The sequence below is a fragment of the Nonomuraea pusilla genome, from assembly GCF_900109355.1.
Lineage (GTDB): Bacteria > Actinomycetota > Actinomycetes > Streptosporangiales > Streptosporangiaceae > Nonomuraea > Nonomuraea pusilla.
The window spans coordinates 153,945-179,400 of record NZ_FOBF01000009.1; the positions used below are offsets into that span (position 1 = coordinate 153,945).

General features: G+C 71.5%; 23 protein-coding genes. 13 read left to right on the forward strand and 10 right to left on the reverse strand.

The genetic code is table 11. The features are described 5' to 3' along the window. Positions 1-425 precede the first annotated feature (425 nt). Both purH and purN read right to left on the reverse strand, forming a co-directional pair. Complete coding sequence (gene purH, locus BMX74_RS20525) at positions 426-1,970, reverse strand: bifunctional phosphoribosylaminoimidazolecarboxamide formyltransferase/IMP cyclohydrolase (protein ID WP_055506495.1); 1,545 nt, start codon at positions 1,968-1,970, stop codon at positions 426-428. Further along, positions 1,967-2,596, reverse strand: coding sequence for a phosphoribosylglycinamide formyltransferase (purN, locus tag BMX74_RS20530; protein ID WP_055506494.1), 630 nt, complete (start codon positions 2,594-2,596; stop codon positions 1,967-1,969). The genes purH and purN overlap by 4 nt, the downstream gene beginning before the upstream one ends. Positions 2,597-2,740: 144 nt before the next feature. Here purN and BMX74_RS20535 point away from each other — a divergent pair, with 144 nt between their 5' ends. After that, entirely contained in the window at positions 2,741-3,091 is a 351-nt protein-coding gene (locus BMX74_RS20535) for a hypothetical protein (protein WP_236714998.1), read from the forward strand. Between the two features lie 10 nt (positions 3,092-3,101). Here BMX74_RS20535 and BMX74_RS20540 read toward each other — a convergent pair whose 3' ends face one another. Then, positions 3,102-3,467, reverse strand: a complete 366-nt coding sequence (locus BMX74_RS20540; RefSeq protein WP_055506492.1) for a MerR family transcriptional regulator — start codon at positions 3,465-3,467, stop codon at positions 3,102-3,104. Positions 3,468-3,530: 63 nt separating this feature from the next. On the opposite strand from BMX74_RS20540, the gene BMX74_RS20545 reads away from it, so the two are divergent. Beyond that, positions 3,531-3,860, forward strand: a complete 330-nt coding sequence (locus tag BMX74_RS20545) for a putative quinol monooxygenase (protein WP_091102320.1) — start codon at positions 3,531-3,533, stop codon at positions 3,858-3,860. A gap of 30 nt (positions 3,861-3,890) precedes the next feature. Here the strand turns inward: BMX74_RS20545 and BMX74_RS20550 are convergent, their stop codons facing one another. The 3 genes from BMX74_RS20550 to sucC form a co-directional block, all read right to left on the reverse strand. Further along, positions 3,891-5,522: a cell division protein PerM gene (locus BMX74_RS20550; protein ID WP_091102198.1), complete on the reverse strand. Its 1,632-nt coding sequence runs from the start codon at positions 5,520-5,522 to the stop codon at positions 3,891-3,893. 196 nt (positions 5,523-5,718) lie between these two features. Then, complete coding sequence (gene sucD / locus BMX74_RS20555; RefSeq protein WP_055506490.1) at positions 5,719-6,594, reverse strand: succinate--CoA ligase subunit alpha; 876 nt, start codon at positions 6,592-6,594, stop codon at positions 5,719-5,721. 3 nt (positions 6,595-6,597) lie between these two features. After that, the gene (gene sucC / locus BMX74_RS20560) at positions 6,598-7,779 is read right to left on the reverse strand and encodes an ADP-forming succinate--CoA ligase subunit beta (RefSeq protein ID WP_055506489.1); all 1,182 of its coding nucleotides are present in this window, start codon (positions 7,777-7,779) and stop codon (positions 6,598-6,600) included. A gap of 281 nt (positions 7,780-8,060) precedes the next feature. On the opposite strand from sucC, the gene BMX74_RS20565 reads away from it, so the two are divergent. The 5 genes from BMX74_RS20565 (at position 8,061) to BMX74_RS20585 (ending at position 12,194) form a co-directional block, all read left to right on the forward strand. Continuing rightward, the gene (locus BMX74_RS20565) at positions 8,061-8,870 is read left to right on the forward strand and encodes a hypothetical protein (RefSeq protein WP_091102201.1); all 810 of its coding nucleotides are present in this window, start codon (positions 8,061-8,063) and stop codon (positions 8,868-8,870) included. A gap of 103 nt (positions 8,871-8,973) precedes the next feature. Continuing rightward, positions 8,974-10,440, forward strand: a complete 1,467-nt coding sequence (locus BMX74_RS20570) for a glutamate-cysteine ligase family protein (RefSeq protein WP_055506487.1) — start codon at positions 8,974-8,976, stop codon at positions 10,438-10,440. Positions 10,441-10,444: 4 nt separating this feature from the next. Beyond that, positions 10,445-11,092, forward strand: a complete 648-nt coding sequence (locus BMX74_RS20575; RefSeq protein WP_055506486.1) for a neutral zinc metallopeptidase — start codon at positions 10,445-10,447, stop codon at positions 11,090-11,092. 66 nt (positions 11,093-11,158) lie between these two features. Beyond that, on the forward strand, positions 11,159-11,416 hold the full coding sequence (locus tag BMX74_RS20580) for a WhiB family transcriptional regulator (protein ID WP_055507402.1): 258 nt from the start codon (positions 11,159-11,161) through the stop codon (positions 11,414-11,416). 34 nt (positions 11,417-11,450) lie between these two features. Next, complete coding sequence (locus BMX74_RS20585) at positions 11,451-12,194, forward strand: CPBP family glutamic-type intramembrane protease (protein ID WP_091102203.1); 744 nt, start codon at positions 11,451-11,453, stop codon at positions 12,192-12,194. Here the strand turns inward: BMX74_RS20585 and BMX74_RS20590 are convergent. Beyond that, complete coding sequence (locus BMX74_RS20590; RefSeq protein ID WP_055506484.1) at positions 12,158-12,877, reverse strand: PIG-L deacetylase family protein; 720 nt, start codon at positions 12,875-12,877, stop codon at positions 12,158-12,160. The genes BMX74_RS20585 and BMX74_RS20590 overlap by 37 nt on opposite strands. A gap of 129 nt (positions 12,878-13,006) precedes the next feature. On the opposite strand from BMX74_RS20590, the gene pcrA reads away from it, so the two are divergent. Then, positions 13,007-15,244 carry a DNA helicase PcrA gene (pcrA, locus tag BMX74_RS20595; protein WP_091102205.1) on the forward strand — a complete coding sequence of 746 codons (2,238 nt, stop codon included), beginning with the start codon at positions 13,007-13,009 and terminating at the stop codon, positions 15,242-15,244. Between the two features lie 146 nt (positions 15,245-15,390). Here the strand turns inward: pcrA and BMX74_RS20600 are convergent, their stop codons facing one another. The 3 genes from BMX74_RS20600 to BMX74_RS20610 form a co-directional block, all read right to left on the reverse strand. Continuing rightward, positions 15,391-16,344, reverse strand: a complete 954-nt coding sequence (locus BMX74_RS20600; RefSeq protein WP_055506482.1) for a L,D-transpeptidase — start codon at positions 16,342-16,344, stop codon at positions 15,391-15,393. A gap of 1,115 nt (positions 16,345-17,459) precedes the next feature. Further along, positions 17,460-18,092, reverse strand: coding sequence for a response regulator (locus tag BMX74_RS20605; RefSeq protein WP_055506481.1), 633 nt, complete (start codon positions 18,090-18,092; stop codon positions 17,460-17,462). Next, positions 18,089-19,300 (reverse strand): PspC domain-containing protein, encoded by a 1,212-nt coding sequence (locus tag BMX74_RS20610; protein ID WP_055506480.1) that lies wholly within the window; start codon positions 19,298-19,300, stop codon positions 18,089-18,091. The genes BMX74_RS20605 and BMX74_RS20610 overlap by 4 nt, the downstream gene beginning before the upstream one ends. A 114-nt stretch (positions 19,301-19,414) precedes the next feature. On the opposite strand from BMX74_RS20610, the gene BMX74_RS46320 reads away from it, so the two are divergent. From BMX74_RS46320 to BMX74_RS20635, 5 genes are all read left to right on the forward strand, one after another. After that, a complete protein-coding gene (locus BMX74_RS46320; RefSeq protein ID WP_177227444.1) occupies positions 19,415-21,406 on the forward strand; it encodes a PspC domain-containing protein in 1,992 nt (663 codons plus the stop codon). Then, a complete protein-coding gene (locus BMX74_RS20620) occupies positions 21,396-21,599 on the forward strand; it encodes a hypothetical protein (protein ID WP_055506478.1) in 204 nt (67 codons plus the stop codon). The genes BMX74_RS46320 and BMX74_RS20620 overlap by 11 nt, the downstream gene beginning before the upstream one ends. 71 nt (positions 21,600-21,670) lie before the next feature. Continuing rightward, a complete protein-coding gene (locus BMX74_RS20625) occupies positions 21,671-22,153 on the forward strand; it encodes a (2Fe-2S)-binding protein (RefSeq protein ID WP_091102211.1) in 483 nt (160 codons plus the stop codon). Further along, on the forward strand, positions 22,150-24,549 hold the full coding sequence (locus tag BMX74_RS20630) for a xanthine dehydrogenase family protein molybdopterin-binding subunit (RefSeq protein ID WP_055506476.1): 2,400 nt from the start codon (positions 22,150-22,152) through the stop codon (positions 24,547-24,549). Before BMX74_RS20625 ends, BMX74_RS20630 begins: the two co-directional genes overlap by 4 nt. After that, complete coding sequence (locus BMX74_RS20635; protein WP_091102213.1) at positions 24,546-25,400, forward strand: FAD binding domain-containing protein; 855 nt, start codon at positions 24,546-24,548, stop codon at positions 25,398-25,400. Before BMX74_RS20630 ends, BMX74_RS20635 begins: the two co-directional genes overlap by 4 nt. The last annotated feature ends 56 nt before the right edge of the window (positions 25,401-25,456 follow it).

The window sequence follows — 25,456 nt, forward strand, 5'->3', positions numbered from 1 at the left end:
TTACCTATGCTCGCCCCAAAAATGGATAAAGGACGATATGTGGACGATGTTGCCCTTTATTGGATCATCGACGTCTCGTACCCATGGGCTCAGTCCGGCGTCTGCTCAGCACTGCGCAGGTATGGAGCTCCCTCCCCGACAGTGGCCGGTACGGACCTCCCTCCCCGGGCGTGGCCAGTACAGAGCTGCCCCCCGGGATTGCCGCACCGTACGCCGCCGACTCCCCCGCGCCGGCCAGCACGTCGCCGCCTCCCCGGTACGGGACCGGGGGCGGTGGCGCCTCGGGCTGGATCGGATGGCAACCGCTGGCTTTGGGGCGGAGAGGTGGCGGCCAGTACCGCGTGGCCTGCCCGGGAGCCGGTGAGGACTCGGTGGGTCTCGCGGTACTGGTCGGGCTCTGGTCAGCGGTACTGGTCGGGCTCTGGTCAGTGGAAGAAGTGGCGGGTGCCGGTGAAGTACAGGGTGACTCCGGCCTTCTGGGCGGCTTCGATGACCAGTTCGTCCCGGATGGAGCCGCCCGGCTGCACGATGGCCTTGACGCCGGCCTCGATGAGCACCTCCGGGCCGTCAGGGAACGGGAAGAAGGCGTCGGACGCCGCCACCGAGCCCGGCGCGCGCTCGCCCGCCCGCGTCACCGCCAGGCGGCACGAGTCGACCCGGTTGACCTGGCCCATGCCGACGCCCACGGTGGCGCCGTCGGCGGCGAGCAGGATGGCGTTCGACTTGACGGAGCGGCAGGCCCGCCAGGCGAAGGCGAGGTCGGCGAGCACCTCGGGCGTGGCGGCCGGGCCGGCCTTGAGCTCCCAGTGCTCGGGCGCGTCGCCGGGCGCGTCGACGCGGTCGACCGACTGCAGGAGCAGGCCTCCGTCGATCCTGCGGAACTCGACCGGCTCGGACGGCCCCTGCGGGCAGACGAGGATGCGCAGGCTCTTCTTGGCCCGCAGGACCTCCAGCGCCTCGTCGTCGTAGGCGGGGGCGACGACGACCTCGGTGAAGACGTCGGCGATCTGCCTGGCCAGTTCGGGGGTGACCTCTCGGTTCACGGCGATGACGCCGCCGTACGCCGACACCGGGTCGCACGCGTGGGCCTTGCGGTGGGCCTCGGCCACGTCGGCGCCGACGGCGATGCCGCAGGGGTTCTGGTGCTTGATGATGGCGACGCAGGGCTCGGAGAAGTCCCAGGCGGCGCGCCAGGCGGCGTCGGAGTCGAGGTAGTTGTTGTACGACATCTCCTTGCCGTGGAGCTGCTCGGCCTCCGCGAGCCCGCCGCGGCCGTCGGTGTAGAGCGCGGCGGCCTGGTGGGGGTTCTCGCCGTAGCGGAGCACGGCCTTGCGCTCCCTGGCGGAGCCGAGGAAGGCGGGCCAGCCGGTCTCGTCCGGCGTGTACGTGCCGGAGAACCAGGAGGCGACGGCCACGTCGTACGCGGCGGTGTGGGCGTAGGCGAGGCCGGCGAGCCGCCTGCGGTCGGTGAGGGTGAAGCCGCCCTCGGACAGCGCGGTGGCGACGTCGCCGTACATGCCGGGGTCGACCACGACGGCGCAGGTGTTGTGGTTCTTGGCGGCGCCGCGGATCATGGCGGGCCCGCCGATGTCGATCTGCTCGACGCACTCGGCGTCGGACGCCCCGGAGGCCACGGTCTGCTGGAACGGGTAGAGGTTGACCACGACGAGCTGGAACGGGTCGATCTCCAGCTCTTCGAGCTGCGTCACGTGGCTGGGCTTGGTGACGTCGGCGAGCAGGCCGGCGTGGACGCGCGGGTGCAGCGTCTTGACGCGCCCGTCGAGGCATTCGGGGAACCCGGTCAGCTGTTCGACCTTGGTCACCGGGATGCCGTACGACGCGATCGCGGCGGCGGTGCCGCCGGTGGACACGATCTCCACGCCCGCGCCGTCGAGTGCCCTGGCCAGCTCCTCCAGCCCGGACTTGTCGTAGACAGCGATCAACGCGCGCCGGATGGCGATGCGAGTCACGTGGGTTCCCCTCCTGTGTTGTTACCGATGCGGACGGTTCGTCCGCTGACTGTCCAGCCCTCGCGGACCATCCGGCCGACGACGTCGACGAGCAGGCGGCGTTCGACGGTCTTGATGCGCTCGTGCAGCGTCGCCTCGTCGTCGTCGGGCAGCACGGGCACGGCCTCCTGCGCGACGATCGGCCCGGTGTCGACGCCGGCGTCGGCCAGCATCACCGTGCAGCCGGTCACCTTGACGCCGTGGGCCAGCGCGTCGCGCACGCCGTGCGCGCCCGGGAAGGACGGCAGCAGCGCGGGGTGCGTGTTGAGCACGGGGAACGCGTCGAGCGTGGGCGCGCCCAGGATCTTCATGAAACCCGCCGACACCACCAGGTCCGGTTCGTACGACGCGATCCTGGCCGCCACCGCGGCATCCCAATCCGCCCTTGTCGGGTAATCGCCCAATTTTTCAACAAAAGTCGGCACATGAGCCCGCGCCGCCCTGGCCAGCCCCTCGATCCCCTCCCTGTCGGCGCCGACCGCCACCACGCGCGCCCCGTACGACGGGTCGGCGGAAGCGTCCAGAAGGGCCTGTAGGTTGGTTCCAGAGCCGGAGACGAGGACGACGAGCCGCCCAGCCTTAGACACGCACACTCCAAAGAAGGAAACAGGGTGGGGCTGACAGGGTATCTGTTCCTCTCCCAGCGACGCAGAGGAGGTCAGGTGTCGACACCGGTGCAGGCACCGGCAGGCCAGCAGCCCGCCGAATCAGCGGGTCGCCGAGCGATCTGGTTGTCCATCGCAGCGCTGGCCATGACGTTCATGCTGCCGCTCGCGGGGCTGGTCATGGCGCTGTTCGCGCTCGTGGCGGGCATCCGCGCGCTTCCCCTGCTCAAGGGGGCGGGCAGGCCCACGGGCACGGCGGTGGGCGGCATCACGGTCTCCTCGCTGGCGCTCGCGCTGTCGCTGATGGCCACGGGCATGCAGCTCTACCTGATGGACGAGTACTCCGCCTACCAGGAGTGCATGAAGGGCGCGGGCACGGTCTCGTCGCAGGGCGAGTGCTTCACGCAGTTCAGGGACTCCGCGCAGCGCAAGCTGCCCCCGGACGTGCTGGAGGTGCTCGGCTCGATGCAGCCTTAGCCCCGAGGCTTCACGGTTCAGGCGTGGCGAGCACCCGGGTGGAGACGTCGAGGATGTCACCCAGAGCGGTGCGGGCCCGGGTGAGGTCGGCTATGCGGGAGTCCAGCTCGGCGTACTGGGCTCTGAGGTGGTCGAGAACGCACGCCTGGAGTCCGGCGCCGTCGCCGGCGAAGCAGGGCATGAGCTCGCGGATGACCTTGGTGGGGAGCCCGGCGGCGAGCAGGGTGCGGATGCGGGCGACGGTGGCGGGGGCGTCGGGGTCGTAGTGGCGGTGGCCGCCTTCGCTGCGGTGGGAGGTGAGCAGCCCCTGGGCCTCGTAGTAGCGGAGGAGACGTACGGCCACGCCGGTCTCGCGGGACAGCTCCCCGATCTTCATGTGACCCACCTCGCAGGGCGGCGGCTTGAATCTGACACCGATGTCACATCCTACGTTGACCACATGACGACGGTTTCGACTGCACCAGCACCGGTTTCGCTCTACGGGTTCCTGACCCCCAAGGCCGGACACGCCGACGAGCTCAGAAGGCTCCTGATGGACCTCGTCGAGCCGTCCCGAGGGCACGAGGGCAACCTTCAGTACCACCTCCACGAGCAGGAGGACGGCCGGTTCTTCCTCTACGAGGTGTGGCGTTCGCAGGAGGACCTCGACCGGCACAACGCGACCCCCCTGCTGCGCGCCTTCATGGACGGGCTGCCTGAGCACCTCGAAGGAGCGCCCGAGGCCTACTTCGGCGCGATGAGGAGCTCCTACCCGGCCGTCGTGGCGTGACGGGGGCTCACAGCGGACTCGTCATCACTGTCAGTCGCGGTCCCAGGCGTACGGGTCGACGTAGATGACGTGGCCGCCGCGGTCGTCGGACTCGTCCACGATGTCCTTGCGCGGCGGGCGCGGCCCCTCGGGGGCGACGGGGCGCGGGCGGGCCTGGGCCAGCGTCTCGGCCTCCGCCGAGGCGTGCTCGTCCTGCCAGTCGTCCCTGATGACGGGGATGGGCTGGGTGTCGGCCTCGGTGGCGTCCATCCAGTGGCCGGGCAGGGGGCGCGGGTCGGCCTCGGCCAGCCCCACCTTGCTCGCGGCCTTGGCGAGCGCGGCGCCCGCCTTGCGCACGGGCGCGGCGGCCTTGTCGAGCGGGACGCGGGCGCGGCGGTTGAGCAGCAGCAGGTTCGTCACCCCGGCGGAGATCCCGGCGGCCACGCCGACCTCCAGCGCCACGGACAGGGCCACCTCCCACGGCGACGGCCCGACGGTCGCGAGCCTGCCGCCGCCGATCGGGCCGCCCGACAGGGCCGCGAGCCCGCCCCAGACCAGGCCGGTGACGACGCCGGTGAGGAACCCCCAGAGCGGGGCGGCCTCGTACGACGGCGAGGGCGAGATGCGCGCCACCATCACTCCGGCCACGGCCCCCGCGGCGAACGGCAGCGCGACCACGGCCATCATCCAGGCGGGCACGGTGCCGCTCTCGGGGAGCGCCCCCAGCAGCGGCAGGCTCGGCACGGTGCCGAGCTCGACGCCCGTGGGCGCGACCAGCGTGTCGGCCCCGATCGCGAAACCGGGACCGGCGATGTACGACGACGCCCAGATGACGGCGTTCAGCAGGTAGAGGAGCTGGAGCAGCACCAGCAGGACGCCGCCGACGAACCCCGGCGACAGCACCGAGGACAGGTCCCTGACCTGCTGGAAGTTGATCACGACGGCGGCGAGCACCAGCCCGAACCCCATGACGAGCAGCAGCGCCGTCGCGACCGCCGTGCCGACGGTGAGGGCCCGCACCCGTTCCGGCAGCAGCCGCGGCATCGCCCGCCACGGCCCGATGGTGCGCGCGGTGGCCAGCGAGCCCGCGAGGAACGCGAGGGCGAAGTGGCTGATCAGCGCCTCACCGATGAAGGGCTGGGTGACGTCGTTGCGCGCGACGACCGCGATGAGGCCGGCGAGCAGCGCGTACGGCGCCGCCAGCGACACGCCGGCCTGCGCCACGAGCACGAGTTGCGCCCGGCGCCGGGCGTTGGCCTGCTCGCGGGGGCTGTTCTTGGGCAGCCGGGCGGGCAGCCTGAGCCGCAGGTCGGCGTCGCGCGCCATCCACCTGGCGGCCCGGTAGAGCAGCGCGGCGGGCAGGACCATCAGGCCGAGCGGCAGCAGCCCGACCCGTCCGCCGGGGATGGCGAAGCCGGCGTGGTGGGCGGCCAGCCAGAGCTGCGCGGCCGTGCGGAACACGCCGGGCAGGCCGGAGCCGAGCGCGCCGCGCGGCGCGGCCATCCAGCCGACGAGGGTGAGCGTGGTCAGCACCGCCAGGCCGACGCCGAGCGTGCAGGCGGCGGCCAGCATCCCCGACACCGGCAGTGGCCGGCGCGACTCGTCGTCGTCGCCGGAGACCCCGGGCAGCTTGCCGAGCACGGATCGGGGGGCTGTCCGCAGCTGGTCGAGAATCGCCGTCACAGTAGGCGATTTTCTCAAGCTTTCCCGACTGCTGCTTGGTTGACGCGCCGCCCCTGCCTACTTTGTCGGGACCCGTACGGGAGCGGCCCCATACCGCGGCACGGCGGAACGCGAGGAGCCCCGCGCCGGACGATCCCGGCGCGGGGCTCCTTCGATCGCGTGAGGGGCCGCCGCCGCGGCCCCCGCTCACGGTGTCTCAGCGCGACTGCATGATCTCGCGCATGAGGCGGGCCGTCTCGGAGGGGGTCTTGCCGACGCGGACGCCGACCTTCTCCAGGGCCTCCTTCTTGGCCTGCGCCGTGCCGGCGGAGCCGGACACGATGGCGCCGGCGTGGCCCATCGTCTTGCCCTCGGGGGCGGTGAAGCCGGCCACGTAGGCCACCACCGGCTTGGTGACGTGCTGCTCGATGTAGGCGGCGGCCCGCTCCTCGGCGTCGCCGCCGATCTCACCGATCATCACGATGGCGTCGGTGTCGGGGTCGTCCTGGAACGCCTGGAGCGCGTCGATGTGGGTGGTGCCGATGACCGGGTCGCCGCCGATGCCGACAGCGGTGGTGAAGCCGATGTCGCGCAGCTCGTACATGAGCTGGTAGGTGAGGGTGCCGGACTTCGAGACCAGGCCGATGCGGCCCTTGGTGGTGATGTCGGCGGGGATGATGCCGGCGTTGGAGGCGCCGGGCGAGGCGATGCCGGGGCAGTTGGGGCCGATGATCCTGGTCTTGTTGCCCTTGGCGGTGGCGTACGCCCAGAACTCGGTGGAGTCGTGGACGGGCACGCCCTCGGTGATGACGACGCAGAGGGGGATCTCGGCGTCGATGGCCTCCTTGACGGCGGCCTTGGTGGCGGCCGGGGGCACGAAGACGACCGACACGTCGGCGCCGGTCTGCTCCATGGCCTCCTTGACGGTGCCGAACACCGGCAGGCCCTCGTGCGTGATGCCGGCCTTGCGGGCGTTGACGCCGCCCACGACCTTCGCGCCGGAGGCGAGCATGCGGCGGGTGTGCTTGGTGCCCTCCGCGCCGGTCATGCCCTGAACGATGATCTTGCTGTTCTCGGTCAGCCAGATAGCCATGTCTCACGCACCTACCGCAGCGAGCTCGGCGGCCCGCTTGGCCGCGTCGTCCATCGTGTCTACCAGCTCGACGCGCGGGAGCGCGGCGTCGGCGAGGATCTGCCGCCCGAGCTGGGCGTTGTTGCCGTCGAGACGGACCACCAGCGGGTGGGTGACGGCCTCGCCGCGGCTCTCCAGCAGCTTGAACGCCGCCACGATGCCGTTGGCCACGGCGTCGCAGGCGGTGATGCCGCCGAAGACGTTCACGAAGATCGACTTCACGCTGGGGTCGGACATGATGATCTCCAGGCCCGCCGCCATGACCTCGGCGGACGCGCCGCCGCCGATGTCGAGGAAGTTGGCCGGGGACGGCTTGCCCGGGAACGACTCGCCCGCGTAGGCCACCACGTCGAGCGTGGACATGACCAGGCCGGCGCCGTTGCCGATGATGCCGACGTCGCCGTCGAGCTTGACGTAGTTGAGGTCCTTCTCCTTGGCCTTGGCCTCAAGAGGGTCCTCGGCGGCCTTGTCGGCGTACGCCTCGTGCTCCGGCTGCCGGAAGGAGGCGTTGTCGTCGAGGGTGACCTTGCCGTCGAGGGCCTTCACCTGGCCGTCGGCCGACAGGATCATCGGGTTGACCTCGACGAGCGTGGCGTCCTCGTCGACGAAGCAGCACCAGAGCTTCTCGATGAGCTCGGCCGCGCCGTCGAGCGCCTTCTCGGGCAGGCCGCCGGCGACCGCGATCTCGCGGGCCTTGTCGCGGTCGATGCCGGTGAGGGCCGAGACGGGGACCTTGGCCACCTTCTCGGGAGTGCTGTGGGCGACCTCTTCGATGTCCATGCCGCCCGCGGCGGAGCAGATCGCGAGGAACGTACGGTTGGCGCGGTCGAGCAGGAACGAGAAGTAGTACTCCTCGGCGATCGCGCTGGCCTCCTCCACGAGCACCTTGTGCACCGTGTGGCCCTTGATGTCCATGCCCAGGATGGCGTTGGCCTTCTCGACGGCGTCGGCGGCGTCGTCGGCCACCTTCACGCCGCCGGCCTTGCCGCGGCCTCCGGTCTTGACCTGGGCCTTGACGACGACGCGGCCGGTCAGTTCCTCGGCGGCCGCGCGCACCTCCTCCACGGTGTGGGCGACGATGCCGCGTGGCACCGGGATGCCGTAGTCCGCGAAGAGCTCCTTCGCCTGATGTTCGAACAGGTCCACGAGGGTCCGTCCTTGCGTTGTCCGACTGATGTTCGACGACCCGGGCCACCCCGTGCGTGCCGGGCGTTTCCGCCAGTGAAGCCTAGCCCCAAGCTTGACCTGCCCTGGTCATCGGGTGGAGGTTCGGCCCCACTGTGACGGTGATCTCACGTCCTGGAGATGACTTCTGCACGAAAAATGCACCGATTTACCGACATAACACCTGACGCGCGATATATGGTCGTGATCTTGAATTGGCAGGCTTCCTGCTCCCCTCCAAAATCCCTCCAAAAAGGAAGCGTATGAAGCGAATCATCGCGGGACTGGCGCTGACGACCGCCGCCGCGCTCGCGACCGCGGCACCGGCGCAGGCCGCGCCCGCGGACCCGGTGAAGGCGCTCAAGAAGCAGTTCTCCGCCGGGCACGGGGTCAGGGTCTCGGAGACCTCGCGCACCTCGATGAAGGGCGAGAGCATGGCGACCACGAAGACCAGCGCCACGCTGGCCTTCGGCGCGAAGGGCGTGGTGGCCTCCGACATCAGGAACCACTCGTCCAAGAAGGACTCCTTCGCGTCGATCTTCGCCCCCGAGCGCATGGTCACGGTGGGCGGCTTCCAGTACGCCAAGGGCGGCCTGTTCAGCGAGGATCTGCCCGAGGGCAAGAAGTGGGTCCGCTACCCCGGCGGCGAGCCCAGCGGCACCTACAACCAGGTCCTCGACATCTTCCGCCCGAAGGTGCTCGACGCCCTGGTGACGCGCGCCAAGACCGCCAAGGGCGGCACGTACAGCGGCGTGATCTCCTACAAGGACATCGCCAAGCTCTACGGGCAGAAGCCGGACAAGCTCCTCGGGAAGATCGAGGTCAAGTACGCCCTGGGCGTGAACGCCAAGGGCCTGGTCACCAGGCTCACGACCGACTGGGCGCTGGACTTCGGCGTGCTCGGCAAGGTGCGCTCGCAGACCGAGACCCGTTACACCGGCTGGGGCTCGAAGGTGACGGTCAAGGCTCCGCCGAAGAGCGAGTGGATCGACATCGCGGAACTCGGCCCCGACGCCGAGGTGCCGAAGGAGATCCCGGACAACTCCATCAACTCGCTCGGCACGGTCAAGTAGCCGCCCGGCCCCTCCCCGCGTGGGAGGGGCCGTACGGCCGCCTGTCCTGGCACGTTCCAAAGGCCCGGGGTTTATTGGCCCCGTTCGTGGGACATTTCCAGATATGGGCAGAGACGTACCCGCGACCGTCTTCAGCAGGGAAGACCGCCGTCGCTACCGCGAGAAAGTGCGGCAGTGCCTCGACGTCTTCGCCCAGATGCTGCGCGAGTCCCGCTTCGAGGTGGAACGGCCGCTCGCCGGGCTGGAGATCGAGCTCAACATCGTGGACGACCGCGGCGAGGCCGCCATGTGCAACGCGGCCGTCCTGTCCGCCATCCGCCGCCCCGACTGGGCAACCGAGCTCGGCCAGTTCAACATCGAGATCAACATCACACCCCAGGATCTCGGCGACGACGGCGCGCTCCGGCTGGAGAACGACGTCCGCGCCAGGCTGAACCACGCCGAGGAGCACGCCCGCTCCCAGGGCGGCCACCTCGTCATGGTCGGCATCCTGCCGACGCTGCGCGAGCGGGACGTCGTCGAGGGCACGCTGTCGGCCAACCCGCGCTACCGCATGCTCAACGAGCAGATCTTCGCGGCCCGCGGCGAGGACCTGCACCTGTGCGTCGAGGGCGTCGAACGCCTCGACACGCGGGCCGCCAGCATCGCGCCGGAGGCCGCCTGCACCAGCCTCCAGCTGCACCTGCAGGTCAGCCCGGAGACGTTCGCCGCGCACTGGAACGCCGCGCAGGCCATCGCGGGCCCGCAGGTCGCCGTCGCCGCCAACTCGCCGTACCTGTTCGGCAAGGAACTGCACCGCGAGACCAGGATCACCCTGTTCGAGCAGGCCACCGACACCCGGCCCACCGAGCTGAAGCGGCAGGGCGTGCGACCGCGCGTCTGGTTCGGCGAGCGGTGGATCACCAGCGTCTTCGACCTGTTCGAGGAGAACGTCGCCTACTACCCCCCGCTGCTGCCCCTCTGCGACGAGGAGGACCCCCGCAAGGAGCTGGAGCAGGGCCGCGTCCCGCAGCTGCACGAGCTCACCCTGCACAACGGCACGATCTACCGCTGGAACCGGCCGGTGTACGCGGTGGTGGACGGCAGGCCGCACCTGCGGGTGGAGAACCGGGTGCTGCCCGCCGGGCCGTCGGTGCTGGACGCCGCCGCCAACGCCGCCTTCTACTACGGGCTGATGCGCATCCTGCCGTACGTCGAGCGGCCCATCTGGTCGCGCATGTCGTTCCCCGCGGCCGAGGACAACCTGAGGGAGGCGGCCAGGCACGGGATCGACGCCCGGCTGTACTGGCCGGGGCTCGGCGAGGTGCCGGCGTCCGAACTGGTCCTGCGCCGCCTGCTGCCCCTCGCCTACGAGGGGCTGGCGGGCTGGGGCGTGGACCCGCGGGTCGCCGACCGCCTGCTCGGCGTCATCGAGGGACGCTGCCTGGCCCAGCGCACCGGCGCCACCTGGCAGGTCGAGTCGGTACGCGCCCGCGGCGACCTCGACAGGCACGAAGCGCTACGGGCCATGACCCTGGGGTACATCGAACGCATGCACACCAACGAACCCGTCCACACCTGGGACGTGTGACCCCGTGCGCCGCCCCCTGCTCCCCCTGCTCGCCCTGCTCCTCGCCGCCCTGCTGGCGGCGGCCTGCGGCGGCGCCCCCGGGCCCTTCTCGCGCGACGCCGACGACTCCTTCGACGACGACGTGCGGGACGCCCGCGCCCTCAGCGAGGAGTTCTGGAAGCAGGAGTTCAGCCGGTACGGCAGGACGTACCGGCCGATCACGGCCTTCATCCCCTACACCGGGAAGGCCGGGCCGAGCTGCGGCGGCCAGAAGGCCGTGCCGGGCAACGCCTTCTACTGCCCGCTCGGCCACTTCGTCGCCTACGACCGCGCGTGGATGGAGTCGCTGTGGAGCGAGATGGGCGACGGCTCCGTCTACGTGATCATCCCGCACGAGCTGGGGCACGCCGTGCAGGCGCAGCTCCGGACCGGCTTCGAGCTGAACGTCCAGATGGAGCTGCAGGCCGACTGCTACGCGGGCGGCACGCTGGCCGCCCTGGTGGGCTCGGGCGCGCTGCAGGCTCAGCCGGGCGACGAGGACGAGCTGCTGCTCAGCCTGGAGTCCGCGGGCGACCCCACCGACGACTGGCTGAACCCGGCCGCGCACGGCACCGCCGCGCAGCGCCAGCAGGCGTTCGCCAGGGGGTACGGCGGCGGCGTCGGCGCCTGCTGAGGGTGTAGCCGCGGTTCACCCCGGAGGATGATGTGCGCGATCATGACCTGGCCGTACGGTGGGTGCATGCCACTGGAGCAGATCGGCTGGCTGCGCCGGGGTGCGTGCAGATCCAGCGACCCCGACCTCTTCTTCCCCCTCGCCTCCTCCCCCGTGCAGGAGGCCAGGGCCAAGGCCGTGTGCGCGGGCTGCCAGGTGCTGGAGGAGTGCCGGGCGTACGCGCTGGGCGCGGGCGAGTCCGAAGGCATCTGGGGCGGCCTCACTCCCGAGGAGCGCCGCCGCAGCCGCTTCCCGGCGGGCTGGCGCAGCGCCGCCGCGACGTGACACCCGGTCCGGCCCGCGGACGTAGCCTGCAAGGGTGCTGATCCGCTCGGCGGCCGTCCTCCTCGCGGCCAACGTCCTGAACAACAGGGTGGCCCCCCGGCTGGCCCCCCTCACCTCCGCCGCCGCCACGGCGGCCCTCGTCGCGATGGCGCGCCGGTCGGGGGTGTCGTGGCGGGAGCTGGGGTTCGAGCGCGGCAGGCGCGGCGCGCTGATCGGGGGCACGCTGGCAGGCGCCGTGGCCGTCGCGTACACGGCGGGGGTGGCGCTGCCGCGTACCAGGCCGCTCTTCCACGACGAGCGGGCGCTGTCGCTGTCGGGCGCCCGGGTGCTGGAGGAGGCGCTCCTGCAGGTGCCGCTCGGCACGGTGCTGCTGGAGGAGGTCGGCTTCCGCGGCGCGCTGCACGCCATGGTGCGGCGGCGGAGCGGCGCGGCGGCGGCCACGGCCGTGTCGTCGGCGCTGTTCGGCCTGTGGCACGTCCTCCCGGCCGTCGACATGGCGCGCGCCAACCCGGCGCTCGGCGCGCTGACCGCGGGCGAGACGCCGAACCACCTCGACACGGCCAGGGTGGTGGCGGGCAGCGTCGTCTCCACGGCGGCGGCGGGCGTGCTGTTCTGCGAGCTGCGCCGCCGCGGCGGCCTGCTGGCCCCGGCCCTGCTGCACCTGGCCACGAACTCGCTCGGCTACCTGTTCGCCCGCGTGGCCGCCCGCCTGCCCCCGGCCGAGACCGCCGGGCGCGGGCCTCAGGCCGTCGGCACCACCTGGAACGCCTCCGCGTAGCGGCCCTCGCCGAACCCGGCCTGCTGGGCCCACGCGGCGAAGCGGCTCCTGACGAAGTCGGCGAACCCCTCCACGTGCGCCACCTGGCTGACGTGCGACTGGAGCGCGGCCAGCTTGCGGTCCATGGCGTCGGTGACGTCCACCCAGTGGTTCGGGGTCGAGCCGCCGTTCAGCCAGACCTCGCGCACCGTCCACGCCTCCAGGCCCTCCTGCTGGAGCAGCTCGGGGAAGGCGTACGGGTTGCGGGCGTCGGGGTAGACCGCGTCGAGCGCGGCGCCGCCCACGGCGCGGTGGTCGGGGTGGCTCGGCGCGACGAACTCGTAGTTGCGGTCGGGGTGGTGCGTGATGACGAGGTCGGGCCTGACCTGGCGGATCACCCTGGCGATGTCGCGCCGCAGATCCAGCGTCGGCACCACGGTCCCGTCGGCGTAGCCGAGGAAGCGCACGTCCGTCACCCCGACCGCCTTCGCGGCGGCGAGCTGCTCGGACCTGCGCAGCTCCGCCATGCCGGCGTGGTCGAGCTCGCGCTCGTTGCCGCCCGCGTCGCCGTCGGTGACCAGCAGGTACGTCACCTGCACTCCCCTGTCGGAGAACAGGGCGACGGACCCCGCCGCCGCGAAGTCCACGTCGTCGGGATGGGCCGTGACGACGAGCACCCGGTTGATCTCGCTCTCCACCAGCATGCTCTCCCCTTTCATGACCTTTGTCCGAGGACAACCGGCCGCCCGCCGATCTCATTCCGGGCGCCGTTTGTCGGTGGGGCGTCTTAACCTAAGGGGGTGCCGACCCACGTCTCCGTAGACCACCACCCCTTGCTCGACGGCCTCAACCCGCAGCAGCGCGAGGCCGTGATCCACCATGGCAGCCCGCTGCTCATCGTCGCGGGCGCGGGGTCGGGCAAGACGCGGGTGCTCACCCACCGCATCGCGTACCTGCTGGCCGAGCGCGACGTGCACCCCGGTGAGATCCTGGCGATCACCTTCACCAACAAGGCCGCCAGGGAGATGAAGGAGCGCATCGACAAGCTGGTCGGCCCCCGCTCCAAGGCGATGTGGGTGATGACGTTCCACAGCGCCTGCATGCGCATCCTGCGGCGCGAGGCCAAGCGGCTCGGGTTCCCGTCCAGCTTCTCCATCTACGACCAGGCCGACTCCCAGCGGCTCATGGCCATGGTCTGCAGGGAGATGGACCTCGACCCCAAGCGCTACCCGCCGCGCTCGTTCTCGGCGCAGGTGAGCAACTTCAAGAACGAGCTCATCGACTACGAGACCGCGCTCGACAAGGCGGGCTTGCACCTGGAGAAGACGCTCGCGCAGGCGTACAAGTCCTACCAGCTCAAGCTCACAGAAGCGGGGGCGATGGACTTCGACGACATCATCATGAACACCGTGACGCTCTTCCAGCTCTTCCCCGAGGTGGCCGAGCACTACCGGATGCGGTTCAGGCACGTCCTGGTCGACGAGTACCAGGACACCAACCACGCCCAGTACATCCTGATCAGGGAGCTGGTGGGGCATCCCGAGCTGCGCACGGCCGACGGCGACCTGGTCCGCTCGGGCACCGGCCAGTCCGAGCTGTGCGTCGTCGGCGACGCCGACCAGTCGATCTACGCCTTCCGCGGCGCGACGATCCGCAACATCCTCGAGTTCGAGCGCGACTACCCCGACGCCCGCACGATCCTGCTGGAGCAGAACTACCGCTCCACCCAGAACATCCTGGCCGCCGCCAACGCGGTCATCGCCCGCAACGAGTCGCGCAAGCCGAAGAACCTCTGGTCCGACCAGGGCGACGGCCCCAAGATCGTCGGGTATGTCGCCGACAACGAGCACGACGAGGCCATGTTCGTCGCGCAGGAGGTCGACAGGCTCTGCGACGAGGAGGACGTCAAGCCGGGCGACGTCGCGGTCTTCTACCGCACCAACGCGGCGTCCCGCGTGTTCGAGGAGATCTTCATCCGCACCGGGCTGCCGTACAAGGTGGTCGGGGGCGTGCGCTTCTACGAGCGCAAGGAGGTCAAGGACCTCCTCGCCTACCTGCGGGTGCTCGCCAACCCGGCCGACGTCGTGTCACTGCGCCGCATACTCAACGTGCCCAAGCGCGGCATCGGAGACCGGGCCGAGGCGATGGTCGAGGCGCTGTCGTCGCGCGAGCGCATCTCGTTCTGGGACGCCCTGCGCAGGGCCGACGAGGCGTACGGCATGGCCACGCGCTCGCTCAACGCGATCCGCGAGTTCGTCGCGATGATCGAGGAGCTGATCGCCAAGGCCGAGGGCGTGCCGCCGTCGGCGCTGGCCGAGGAGGTGCTGGCGGCCACCGGCTACCGCGCCGAGCTGGAGGCGTCCGAGGACCCTCAGGACGAGTCGCGCCTCGAGAACCTCAACGAGCTCGTCTCGGTGGCCTCCGAGTTCGAGGAGGCCAACCCCGAGGGCACCCTGGTCGAGTTCCTGGAGCAGGTGTCGCTGGTCGCCGACGCCGACCAGATCCCCGAGGCCGACGGCGGGCAGGGCGTCGTCACGCTCATGACGCTCCACACCGCCAAGGGCCTGGAGTTCCCCGTCGTGTTCCTCACGGCCATGGAGGACGGCGTCTTCCCGCACGTCCGCTCCCTGGGCGAGCCGAAGGAGCTGGAGGAGGAGCGGCGCCTCGCCTACGTGGGCATCACCAGGGCGCAGAAGCGGCTGTACCTCACCCGGGCGGCGGTGCGCAGCTCGTGGGGGTCGCCGTCGTTCAACCCGGCCTCGCGGTTCGTCAACGAGGTGCCGCAGCAGCTCATCGACTGGCGTACCGACCCGGAGAAGTCCGCGTGGAGCGCCGCCACCAGGCGCGAGCCCGCGACCTCGGCCCGTCCGCCGGCGCGCGGCGGTGGCGGTGGCGGCGGGCGTACGGTGCCGTCGCTCGCCCCGGGCGACCGGGTGACGCACGACGCGTTCGGCCTCGGCACGGTCGTGTCGGTCGACGGCGTCGCCGAGAAGACCAAGGTCAAGATCGATTTCGGCACCGGGGGCGAGAAGACGCTGCTGCTGGCGTACGCGCCGCTGGAGAAGCTCTAAGACCTGAAAGGCCCGCCCGCGGGGTGCGGGCGGGCCTGATCGGTGGTGCGGCGGCCGGTGGGGCAGGCGCCACACCGGCCCGGCCGTCGGCGGGGCGGGCGTCAGCGCTTCGCCGCCGCCCTTCGGCCGCCGGTGGGGAGCGGGCGTCAGCTCTTCAGCGCGCTGCCCTGCTGCCACTGGGTCCAGCTCAGCTGCCAGTAGCTCCAGCCGTTCTGCCAGTCGAGCTTGCGCTTGGTGCCGGTGATCTTCACGACGTCTCCGCGCTGGGCGATCGTGTAGAACCACTTGGCGCCGGCGGGGGTGGCCCTGACGCAGCCGTGGCTCTGGTTCGAGCGGCCCAGGTACTGGTAGTAGCCGGCGCTCTGGTGGACGTACTCGCCGCTGTCGGAGATCCGGACGGCCCAGGGGATCTCTTCCTTGTAGTAACGCGGGTCCTTGGGGTCGGTGACGCCCATCCACGAGGACGTCATCGTCTCCACGGCCTTCTTCCCCATGGTGAGGTGGACGCCGCTGGTGGTGAGGTAGACGTCCACGCCGTTCTTGATCAGGCCGCCGCGGCCGGCGCTGATCGGGATCTTCTTGGCCAGCTTGCCGTCGCGGTAGGTCTTCATGACGTGCCTGCGCGTGTCCACCACGGAGATGTTCGCGGTGCCCACGGCGAAGCGGCGGGTGATGTCCTTGGCGGCGTTGCCGGGGAGCTGGCTGAGACGCGCGGTGAAGAGGATCTTCTGGTGGGGCTTCCAGTAGGTCTTGGTCCGGTAGATGACCTTCTTGGGCGACACCCAGCGCCAGGCGCCCTCGACCGGCTTCTCCGCCTGCACCTCAAGCAGCGCCTCGACGGCCGCCTTGTCTTTGACGTCGCGGTCGAACGTGACGATGATCGGGAAACCGACGCCGACCTTCTCCGTCGTCTCCGCCATCGGAGTGATGTCGGCGATGTCGAGCTTCATGGTCTTCGCCGGGCTGGCCGGGCCGGCAGCGGCGGCGGCGTGCACGGCCGCCGCCTTGGGCTGCGCGGCCGGTGCCTGGACGGCTTCCGCCGAGCAGGCGGTCGCGGCCACCAGGGCGATCAGGGCCAGCGTCGAGGGGACGGGTTTCAAGGGGTTTACTCCTGGACTATGTGCAACTTCTCCTCATGTGTGACTATTGGGACGCCTGTTTCGTAGACGGATAGGCCATAACGGTTTTGTAACGTTCCAGGGCTTATGAGCGACTTGCGCCCTATTTACGCCCAACAGCGACCATCAGGCGACATTTCGCAATAAAACTCCATCGCAGCTAGGTGAATCACCCGACACCGACGGCAAGCACCGCGCAGCGACTGGCCGCCAGGCGGGGACCCTCGCAGCAGCACTGGCCGAGCCAGGCGGGGACCCTCGCAGCAGCACTGGCCGCGCCAGGTAGGGATCCGCGCAGCGGCACTGGCCGCGCCAGGTAGGGATCCGCGCAGCGGCACTGGCCGCCAGGCGGCGACCCACGCCGACGGCCCGAGCAAGAGGCGCGCCCACAGCGCCACCGCAGCCAAGAGGCCGACGTGCGGCGGCGGCCCGAGCAAGCCCGAGCAAGAAGGCGCGCACGGCGTGCGTGCTGCCGGCCACACCCCACTGCCGTCTTCGCCGCCCAACCCCCTGGGACGCCCACCGCCATCGCCCAGCCCGCCACCGCGCGCCCGCCCGCCCCTTCCTCGGACCGCCACCGCGCGCCCGCCCGCCCCTTCCTCGGACCGCCACCGCGCGCCCGCCCGCCCCTTCCTCGGACCGCCACCGCGCGCCCGCCTCTTGGCCGCGGTGGCGCCGTGCACGAGCCTCTTGGCTGCGCAGCGATCTCAGCGCCGCCGGTGCGGACGGGGGTGGCGCAGGTTCAGGCCAAGCGCACCCTCGGACATGAGCCCCAGGGTGCAGGTGCAGGCCAGGCGACCCCCCGGATGTGAGCCCGAGGGGCGGCGCAGGTGCAGGTCAGGTGGCCCCTGGGCGATTGATGCGGGGTGGTGGCGCGGTTCAGGGCAGGCGGGCTGTGGTGGTGGATCGGGGCGGTGGGCGGCGACGGAGATGCGGGGACGCGCGGCATTGGGCAGTGAAGCAGGGGTGCGGCTTGGGGCAGGCGGTGGGTGGAGCAGGCGCTGGGGCGGCGGGGGCCGGCCGGGTGGTTGGGCGTAGGGAAGAGCGTGGGTGGGCCTCGTGGTTGGGGCGGCCGGTGGGGCTCGGAGGGTCGTGGGTCAGACGAGGCGGCGGGCGGTGGCCCAGCGGGACAGTTCGTGGCGGTTGGAGAGCTGGAGCTTGCGCAGCACCGACGAGACGTGCGTCTCCACCGTCTTCACGGAGATGAACAGCTCCTTGGCGATCTCCTTGTACGCGTACCCGCGGGCGATGAGCCGCAGCACCTCGCGCTCGCGCTGCGTCAGCGAGTCGAGCTCCGGGTCGATCGACGGCGCCTCCGACGAGGCGAACGCGTCGAGGACGAACCCGGCCAGCCGCGGCGAGAAGACGGCGTCGCCCTCGGCGACCCTGCGGATGGCGTCGGTCAGCTCCTTGCCGCTGATGTTCTTGGTGACGTAGCCGCGGGCGCCGCCCCTGATGACGCCGATGACGTCCTCGGCGGCGTCGGACACCGACAGGGCGAGGAAGCGCACCTGGGAGCCCGAGCCGAGGACGCGCCGCAGCACCTCCTGCCCGCCGCCCCCGGGCATGTGCACGTCCAGCAGGACGACGTCGGGCTGGTGCTCGGCGATCGCCCGCACGGCGGACTCGACGTCCTCGGCCTCGCCGACCACCTCGATGGAGTCGCCCAGCTCGGCCCGTACGCCGGAGCGGAACAGCCGATGGTCGTCGACGATCAGCACGCGCGTCATTCGTTCTCCACCTTCATCGTCAGCATCACTTCGGTGCCCTCGCCGGGTTCGGTGCGCATCCTCGCCGTGCCGCCGTGACGTTCCATTCTCCCGATGATGGACTCCCTGATGCCCATCCGGTCGGCCGGCACCGCGTCCAGGTCGAACCCCTTGCCACGATCCTTCACGAAAATTGTGACCTCTTCACCCTCTACCTCCGCATAGACGGAAATAGATGGACTCTCAGAGTATTTGGCCGCGTTGACCATCGCCTGCCGGGCCGCCTTCAGCATGGCCGCCAGCCTGCCGCCCGGGTCGAAGGCGAGGTCGCCCACGCAGACCACCTCGATGGGCACGCCGTGCGCGTCCTCCTCCTCGGCCGCGACCCTGCGCACGCCGGCGGCGATCGTCGCGTCGGCGTCCTGCGCCGGCTGGTACAGCCAGTTGCGCAGCTCGCGCTCCTGCGACCGGGCCAGCCTGGTGACCTCCCGCGGATCGTGGGCGACGCGCTGGATCAGGGTGAGCGTGTGCAGCACCGAGTCGTGGACCATGGCGGCCACCTCGGCGCGTTCCTCCTGCCTGATGCGCTCGCGCCGTTCGAGCTGGAGCTCCTTCCACAGGCCCGCCAGCCAGGGCGCCGCGATGACCGCGAGCCCGCCGACCACCACCGCCGTGAACAGCAGCCCCGGCCTGGCCTGCGCCAGCTCGCCCTGCATGACGAGGAAACCGGCGGCGCCGACGACCACGAGCACGACCCCGAGCAGCGTCCGCACCCGGTTCTTGCGCATGGTGCGCGAGGCGCCGCTCACCCAGCTCTTGCGGCGTTCGGGATCGGCCTGCTGCCAGAGGATCAGGGCGCCGATGCCGCCCACCGCGAACGGCAGCATGCCGATGCCGCCCTTGGACGCCCCCGTGAGCCAGCCGAACGCGAACAGCGCCACGCCGATCGCGGTGAACGCCGCGAGCTGGCTCCAGTCGCGCTGCGGCGGCTGGCCCTCGTACGGCTGCTTGGGGGTGATCATCCACAGCACCGCGTACGCGACCACGCCGACCCCGTCGACGACGACGCTGAGCAGCACGAACATCAGCCTGATCACGATGGGGTCGAGCGAGAGCTGCGTGGCCAGCCCCTGGGCGACGCCGCCGAGCAGGCGGCCCTCCATGGGCCGCGTCATCCGCCGGTAGGGCGCGTCGCCGCCGGGCTCGGCGAGAGTCTTCTGGTCAGCCATAACAAGGGACATCGTCACACGTCGGGGACGTGCCGGACATCAGGGAACAACCCCCGGGTCACGTCAGGGGTGTCCCGGATGCGGGGGCGCGGGGACCCGCGCCACCATGGTGGCATGACAGAAGCACCGTCCAGGGAACAGGCCACGAGGCCCCGCGGGCTGCGGCGCAGCAGCGAGGGGCGTTTCCTCATGGGCGTGTGCGCCGGGATGGGCCGCTACACCGGCATCGATCCCGTGGTGTTCCGCGTCGGCTTCGCGGCGCTCCTGCTCGGGTCGGGCGTCGGGCTGTTCCTGTACATCGCGGCGTTCCTGCTGATGAAGGAGCCGAACGGCAAGCCGGGGCTCATCGAGCAGTGGACGCGCCGCGACTTCGACGCCGAGACCGTGATGGCGCTGCTGACGGCGGTGCTCGCGTTCGGCCTCGCGATCAACCTGGCCTCGGTGTGGCTGGACACCGGCACGCTGGTGGTCGGCGTGCTGCTGGCCGTCTCGCTGCTGGCCGCGCACGCCAACGGCGTTGACCTCAAGGGGCTGGCGCGCTCGATGCCCGAACGGCTCAGCCGGCGGGCGGGTCCTGAGCAGGCGGCGCCGCCGTACGAGCCGGGCCGCCAGGCTCCCTTCGTGTACCCGCAGCCCCACCCTGAGCCGGTGCACTCGTACGCTCCCCAGCCCCCCACGGAGAAGCTCCACCCGGCGGCCCGCCCCCAGGATCCCCTCGCCGCCGAGACGCCGTCCGCCGGCGAAGGTGAAGGTGAAGGTGAAGGTGAAGGCGAGCCTGGACGACGTCCGGCGGCGCCGGAGGCTCCCCTGACCAGGGCCGCCTTCGCCGCGGAGACCGCCGCGGAGACCGCCGGAGAGACCGCCGAAGAGACCGTCGCGCAGGCGCCCACCGAGCAGCGCCGCACGGGCGAGGGCACGGGCGAGGGCACGGGCGAGGGCACGGGCGAGGGCACGGGCGAGGGCGCCGGTGACGGTGACGGTGACGGTGGCGGTGACGGTGACGGTGGCGGTGGCGAGGAGGAGCGTCCCGGGGCCACGCGGCTGCTGCCCGCGGCACCGTCCGCCCCGGCCGAGGCCGGGGAAGCGCCCGAGGGGCAGGCCGCGCCGACCGCCGAGATCCCGTCGCCGACCCGCCTGCAGCCGGCCGCGCCGTACGAGGAGCCGGCGACGACCCACGCCGACCAGACGGCGTCCCACGGGGAGCAGGCGGCGTCCCACGCCGACCGGACGGCGTCCCGCACCGAGCAGGCGACGCCCCGCGGGGAACAGGCGCACGGTGAGCAGGCGCACGGTGAGCAGGCGGCCTCGCACGCCGCGTCGGCCCGCTCCTACCGCGACCAGGCTCCCCCGCCCCGGCAGCCCGTCGGGTACGGCGAGCCGTTCGCGCCGAACGGCCCCTTCCGCCCGCTCGACCCCCGCAGGCGGCCCGGCCACTCCCCCTATGACCCCGCCCTGTACGGCAGGCCCGTCCCCAGGCAGGAGCGCAGGCCGCGCCGGAGGTCGTTCATCGGCGTCATCACCATCCTGCTGGCTTTCATCATCGGAGGGATCGTCATGCTGGTCCAGGCGAAGTCGGCCGGCGGCGTCAGCCCGACCGCCGTCGGCGGCGCCGTGCTGGTCACCATCGGGGCCGGCCTGCTGGTGGCCGCCTGGTGGGGGCGCGGCGCCGGGCTGGTGGCGGCGGGCACGACCGTCGCGATGCTCCTGGCGATGACGATGATGCTGGGCGACCTGCCGAAACAGTTCGGCGACTTGCGCTGGCACCCGCTCACGGTCGCCGAGGCGGGCCTGCGCTACGACGTGGGCGTCGGCGACGGCCGGCTGGACCTGTCGGACCTGAAGCTGGAGCCGGGCTCGCGCGTGACGTTCAACGCGACGGTGGCGCTCGGGACGCTGCGGGTGATCGTCCCGCCGCAGGCCAGGGTGGAGGTGCACGCGACGAACAGGATCGGGGACGTGAAGGTGGACCATTCGCTCAGGGGCGGCGTGGACGTGGACTTCAGCAAGGTCCTGGAGCCGGAGGTCCCCCCGCGGGACCGCCCGGCGACGATCGTGCTCAACCTGAGGGGCGGCGTCGGCGACATGGAGGTGCGGCGTGCCGCGTGAGGTGGACAGGCCGCGCAGCCTGCACAGGACGGACTGGATGGCCCTGCTCAGCGGGTTGCTCTTCGTGGTGCTGGGTATCCTGGTGCTGACCGGCGAGCTCAACGACTCTGTGACGTTGGGCGCGCTGGTGGTCGTGGGGCTCGGGTTTGCGGGGGTGGTCGCGATCATCGCGCGGGTGGTCCGCGGTAAGTGACCCTTGACCGGGACAAACACCGGCGTACGGTGGCGTGTATCCGCCTTTCCCCCTGTTCCTAGGGAGGACGTATGCCCCGAATCACCGTCACCGTCGACGGGATCACGTACGAGGAGGACGTGGAGCCGCGGCTCCTGCTCGTCCATCTGCTTCGAGACCGGCTGGGGAAGACCGGCACCCCGGTCGGCTGCGACACCAGCAACTGCGGCGCCTGCACCGTCATGCTCGACGGCAGGAGCGTGAAGAGCTGCTCGGTCCTGGCCGTGCAGGCCGACGGCTGCGACGTCGTCACGATCGAGGGCCTGGGGGCCGGCGGCTCGATGCATCCGATGCAGCGGGCCTTCCACGAGGAGCACGCGCTGCAGTGCGGCTACTGCACGCCCGGCATGGTGATGGCCGCGATCGACCTGCTCAGGGACGATCCCGATCCGTCCGAGGAGGCGATCAGGCACGGCCTTGAGGGGAACCTGTGCCGCTGCACGGGCTACTGCAACATCGTCAGGGCGGTGCGGCGCGGCGCTCAGGAGATGGGGCAGGCGGTGAAGACCTCATGAGCGAGATCGACGTCGGCGTGGTGGCCGAGCAGATCGCGGAGAGCGACCAGATCAGCGAGCCTTCTGGCGCACCGGAGCTGGGCAGGCCGCGGCGGCGCAAGGAGGACGGGAGGCTGCTCACGGGGCGCACCCGCTGGACGGACAACCTGTCGCGTCCTGGCCTGCTGTACGTGACGTTCCTGCGCAGCCCGATGGCGCACGCCAGGATCACCCGGGTGGACGTGTCCGGGGCGATCGGGCTGCCGGGGGTGGTGGCGGCGTTCAGCGGGCGGGACTTCGCGGACGAGCAGGGCAGCCTGCCGTGCGGCTGGCCGGTCAGCGAGGACATCGTGATCCCCGATCACCCGCCGATGGCGGTGTCGGAGGTCCGGTACGTCGGTGAGGCGGTGGCCTGCGTGGTCGCGACCGACCGCTACCGCGCGGCCGACGCGCTGGAGGCGATCGACGTCGAGTACGAGCCGCTGCCGGCGGTCGTGGACATGCGCGAGGCGCTCTCGCCGGACAGCCCGAAGGTGCACCCGGAGGGCAACAAGGCGTTCTCCGTGAAGATCGAGTCCGGCGACGTCGAGGCGGCCTTCCGCGACGCGCCCGTGGTGATCGACCGCACGTACGTGCAGCAGCGGCTCATCCCGACGGCGATGGAGCCGCGCGCGGTCATGGCGGAGACCGACGGCGACTCCTACACGGTGTGGTCGGCGACGCAGATCCCGCACATCCTGCGGGTCATGCTGGCCGTGATCACCGGAATCCCCGAGCACAAGATCCGCGTGATCGCGCCGGACGTCGGCGGCGGGTTCGGCTCGAAGCTCCAGGTCACCGCCGAGGAGGTGCTCTGCCTGCTGCTCGCGCGCCGCCTCGGCAAGCCGGTCAAGTGGACCGAGTCGCGCTCCGAGGGCAACATGACGGTGCACCACGGCCGCGACCAGATCCAGCACGTCAGGCTGGCGGCCGACGCCGACGGCCGCATCCGCGGCCTGCGGGTGGACCTGCTGGCCGACATGGGCGCGTACCTGATGCTGGTGACGCCGGGCGTGCCGCTGCTCGGCGCGGCGCTGTTCAACGCGATCTACAAGATGGACGCGTACGAGTTCGGCTGCACCGGCGTCTTCACCACGAAGATGCCCACCGACGCCTACCGGGGCGCGGGCCGGCCTGAGGCGACGTTCGCCATCGAGCGCACCATGGACGAGCTCGCCGCCGAGCTGGGCCTCGACCCGATGGAGGTGCGGCGGCGCAACTGGATCAGGCACGACGAGTTCCCGTACACGACGGTGTCGGGCCTGACGTACGACTCGGGCAACTACGAGGCGGCGACGGACCGGGCGATGGCCCTGTTCGGCTACGACAAGCTGCGGGCGGAACAGGCCGACCGGCGCGACAGGGGCGACCCGGTGCAGCTCGGCATCGGCGTCAGCACGTACACGGAGATGTGCGGCCTGGCGCCGTCGCGGCTGCTGGGCGAGGCGCGCTACGCGGTGGGCGGCTGGGAGCACGGCTCGGTGCGGATGCTGCCGACGGGCAAGGTCGAGGTCATCACGGGCACGTCGCCGCACGGGCAGGGCCATGTGACGTCGTGGAGCCAGATCGTGTCCGACGCGCTGGGCGTGCCGTTCGACGACGTCACGGTGCTGCACGGCGACACGGCCGTGGCGCACAAGGGCATGGACACCTACGGCTCGCGCTCGCTGGTGGTCGGCGGCGTGGCGGTGCTGAAGGCGTGCGAGAAGGTCAAGGAGAAGGCCAGGAGGCTCGCGGCGCACCTGCTGGAGTGCTCGCCGGACGACCTGGAGTTCCACGCGGGCGCGTTCCAGGTGAAGGGCACCGAACAGCGCAAGACCATCCAGGAACTGGCGTACGCGGCGTTCACCGCGCACGACCTGCCGGAGGGCGCCGAGGCGCGGCTCGACTCCGACGCCACGTTCGACCCGGAGAACTACTCCTTCCCGCACGGCACCCACCTGTGCGCGGTGGAGGTCGACACCGAGACGGGCATGGTGAAGATCCGCTCGTACGTCGCCGTGGACGACGTGGGCCGCGTGGTGAACCCGCTGATCGTCGAGGGCCAGGTGCACGGCGGCATCGCCCAGGGCGTCGCGCAGGCCCTGTTCGAGGAGGCCGTGTACGACGCCGACGGCAACCTGCTGACCACGACGATGGCCGACTACCTGCTGCCGTCGGCGGCGGACCTTCCGGCGTTCGTGACCGACCGCACCGAGACCCCGGCCACCAGCAACCCGCTGGGCGTCAAGGGCGTCGGCGAGGCGGGCACGATCGCCTCGACCCCGGCCGTGGTGAACGCGGTCGTCGACGCCCTGCGCCCGTTCGGCGTCGCCGACGTACGGATGCCGTGCACGCCCGAACGGGTCTGGCGGGCACTGGAAGGAGCAGGGCGATGATCCCCGCGCAGTTCGACTACGTCCGTCCAGGCTCGCTGGCGGAGGCCTGCGCGGAGCTCGCGGCGGACGAGGACGCGAAGGTGCTGGCGGGCGGGCAGTCGCTGCTCCCGCTGCTGCGGCTGCGGCTGGCCTACCCGTCGAAGCTCGTGGACGTCGGCCGCCTGCCGGAGCTGTCGGGCGTGCACGACCGCGGCGACCACGTCTACATCGGGGCGATGACCACCCATGACGAGGTCATCCGTTCCGCCGTGGTCACCGAGGGCTGCCCGCTGCTGGCGCTGGCCACGGCCACGGTGGCCGACCCGGCCGTACGGCACCGGGGGACGCTGGGCGGCTCGCTGGCGCACGCCGACCCGGCGGGCGACCTGCCCGCGGTGGTGCTGGCGCTGGACGGCGTCCTCGTGGCCGGGTCGGAGGAGGGCGAGCGGGAGATCCCCGCCGCCGAGTTCTTCGTCGACTACCTGGAGACGGCGCTGCGCCCCGGCGAGGTCCTGGCCGGGGTGAAGATCCCGAAGCTGGGTCCGGGGTGGGGCTTCCACTACGAGAAGTTCCACAGGACCGCCCAGGCGTGGGCGATCGTCGGCGTGGCCGCCGCCGTGCGGCGGGCCGACGGCGCGATCGCCGAGGCCAGGATCGGGCTGACGAACATGGGGGCGACGCCGCTGCGGGCCGCGGCGGCGGAGTCCGCGCTGCGGGGGGCCGAGCTGGGCGACCAGGTGCGCCAGGCGTGCGAGATGGCGGACGAGGGGACGTCCCCGCCCGCCGACCTGCACGCCCAGCCTGACTACCGGCGGCATCTGGCCAGGGTCCTGACCCGCCGGGCGGTGCTCGCCGCCGCCGGATCGCCCTGACCGCGCGGCGCGGGGACGCCTGAAGGGGCCGCCACGGGGCAGCCGGTGGGCAGCCA